This window comes from Mesorhizobium sp. M7A.F.Ca.CA.004.04.2.1 (genome assembly GCF_004022825.1).
Classification (GTDB): domain Bacteria; phylum Pseudomonadota; class Alphaproteobacteria; order Rhizobiales; family Rhizobiaceae; genus Mesorhizobium.
Window position 1 is genome coordinate 1 of the sequence record NZ_RZPH01000741.1, and the last position, 3090, is coordinate 3090.

The window sequence follows — 3090 nt, forward strand, 5'->3', positions numbered from 1 at the left end:
CCGTCAATTCGATCGTCCACCTCGACCAGAAGAAGCTGACCTTCTGGCGCGGCGGCTACGACCAGTTCGAGCGTCAATATACAGAGCAGAAGGAATTGCAGGAGAAGGGCCGGGTCAAGCAGGAGGCCGCGCGCAAGCACATGGAATCCTTCGTCGAGCGGTTCCGCGCCAAGGCCTCCAAGGCGAGACAGGCGCAGTCGCGCATCAAGGCGCTGGAGAAGATGAAACCGATCGCGGCCCTCGTGAACGATTCGGTGCGGCCGTTCTCCTTCCCCGAGCCGGTGAAGACGGTGGCCTCGCCGATCGTGGCGCTGAACAACGTCAATGTCGGCTACACCGAGGGTCAGCCGATCCTCAAGAAGATGACGCTGCGCATCGACGCCGACGACCGCATCGCGCTGCTCGGCGCCAACGGCAACGGCAAGTCGACCTTCGCCAAATTGCTGTCCGGCCGGCTCAAGCAGGAGAGTGGCACCATGACGGTGGCGCCCGGGTTGAAGGTGGCGATCTTCGCCCAGCACCAGCTCGACGACCTCCGGCCGGACGAAAACGCCTACGAGCATGTCCGCCGGCTGATGCCGGAGGCCCCGGAATCGAAGGTGCGCGGCCGCGTCGCCCAGTTCGGCCTCACGACCGAGAAGATGAACACCGCCGCCAAGGATCTGTCGGGCGGCGAGAAGGCGCGGCTGCTGATGGGGCTGTCGGCCTTCGAGGGGCCAAACCTGTTCATCCTCGACGAACCGACAAACCATCTCGACATCGATAGCCGCGAATCGCTGATCCATGCGCTGAACGAGTTTCCCGGCGCCGTGATCCTGATCTCGCATGATCGCCATCTGCTGGAGGCAACCGCCGACCGCCTGTGGCTGGTCAAGGACGGCGCGGTCAACCCCTATGACGGCGATCTCGAGGACTACAAGACGCTGGTCACCGGCGTCTCCGGCGACCGCCGCGGCAAGCGCGAGGCCGACAAGGCGTCAAAAGCCGACCGCCGCCGCGATGCGGCGGCTCGCCGCGCTGCCTTCGAGCCGCTGGCCAAGGAGATCCGCGCCACCGAAGCGCTGATGGACCGCATTCGCAAGCGCATCGACGGCATTGAGGACGAACTGTCCAATCCGGCGGTCTACGAGAAGGATCCCTCGACGGCGACACGGCTGGCGAAGGAGCGCTCGCAACTGGCCCAGACGCTGGCCGGCCACGAGGAAAAGTGGCTGACCATGTCGGCAGAGTATGAGGAAGGCACGGCGGAGTGATTACCCTCCCCCTTGTGGGGAGGGTCGATCCGCGAAGCGGAGCGGGGTGGGGGTCTGCGCCACACCCCACCCCGGCGTTACACGCCGACCCTCCCCATCAAGGGGAGGGTAAGATCTGGCCCTACACGCCGCGTCCGGAACCGGTTAACCTCGCCCCATGAACCAACACGCCAAGCTTCGCATCGGCCATTCGGCCTGTCCGCATGATTGCCCCTCGACCTGCGCGCTCGAGGTCGAGCTGCTCGACGACAATCGCATCGGCCGCGTCCATGGCGCCAAGTCCAACAGCTACACGGCCGGTGTCGTCTGCGCCAAGGTTGCCCGCTATGCCGACCGCGTCCATCATCCCGACCGTTTGCTGAAGCCGCTGATCCGCGCCGGTTCCAAGGGCGACGGCGCCTGGAAAGAAGCAAGCTGGGAGGCGGCGCTCGACCTCGTCGCCGAAAAATTCATCGCGGCCGAGGAGAAATACGGCTCGGAGACGGTCTGGCCCTATTATTATGCCGGCACGATGGGGCTGGTGCAGCGCGACGGCATCGACCGGCTGCGCCACGCCAAGAAATACTCCGGCTTTTTCGGTTCGATCTGCACCAATCTCGCCTGGACCGGCTGGATGATGGGCGCCGGCGCCTTGCGCGGGCCGGACCCGCGCGAGATGGCGAAATCCGATTGCGTGGTGATCTGGGGCACCAATGTGGTGGTGACGCAGGTCAACGTCATGACGCACGCCATCAAGGCGCGCAAGGAGCGCGGCGCGAAGATCGTCGTCATCGACGTCTATGAGAATGCGACGATGAAGCAGGCCGATCTTGGCCTGGTGTTGAAGCCGGGCACCGATGGCGCGCTGGCCTGCGCGGTCATGCATATGCTGTTCAAGGAAGGCATGGCCGACCGCGCCTATCTCTCGAAATACACTGACGATCCGAGAGGACTGGAAGCGCATCTCAAGACGCGCACGCCGGACTGGGCGGCCGGGATCACCGGCCTGACGGTCGCCGAGATCGAGGCCTTCGCCCGCCTCGTCGGCACGACGAAAAAGACCTATTTCCGCCTCGGCTACGGCTTCGCGCGCCAGCGCAATGGCGCCGTCAACATGCATGCAGCGTCCTGCATCGCGGCTGTCACCGGCAGCTGGCAATATGAGGGCGGCGGCGCCTTCCATTCCAACTCCGGCATCTTCAAGCTCAACCAGGAAGTTCTGGAAGGCACCAGGATGCGCGATCCCTCGATCCGCCATCTCGACCATTCGCGCATCGGCCCGGTGCTGACCGGAGCCAGCGACGCGCTTTATGGCGGCCCGCCCGTGACGGCGATGCTGATCCAGAACACCAACCCGGTAAATGTCGCGCCGGAGCAGCGGCTGGTGAAACAGGGTTTTGTGCGCGACGACCTGTTCTCTTGCGTGCATGAGCAATTCATGACCGACACGGCCAAGCTTGCCGATGTCGTTCTGCCGGCGACGATGTTCCTCGAGCACGACGACGTCTACAAGGGCGGCGGCAACCAGCACATCACGCTCGGCCCCAAGCTGATCGAGCCGCCGGAGGGGCCGCGCACCAACCATTTCGTCATCGAGCAATTGGCTGATCGCCTCGGCGTCGCCGATCGCCCGGGCTTCGGCATGACCGAGCAGCAGCATATCGACATCATCCTGGGCAAGCGCGGGCTGGGTAGTTTCGAAAGCTTGAAGGAAGACAAGTGGGTCGACCTGCAGCCGGACTTCGACGCCGCGCATTTCATCAAGGGGTTCGGCCACGCCGACGGAAAATTCCGTTTCCGCGCCGACTGGACCGGGCAGGCGGCCCCCAACCGGCCGCCGAAAAGCATGGGCCTGTTC

Annotated in this window: 2 protein-coding genes; both read left to right on the forward strand. The window is 64.6% G+C overall.

The features are described 5' to 3' along the window. Nucleotides 1-1253, forward strand: a 1253-nt coding sequence (locus EN893_RS26180; protein ID WP_164901109.1) for an ABC-F family ATP-binding cassette domain-containing protein, incomplete at its 5' end; no start/stop codon positions are given. A 157-nt stretch (nucleotides 1254-1410) separates the two neighbouring features. Continuing rightward, the coding region (locus EN893_RS26185) for a molybdopterin-dependent oxidoreductase (protein WP_128361887.1) at nucleotides 1411-3090 on the forward strand (1680 nt) is incomplete at its 3' end.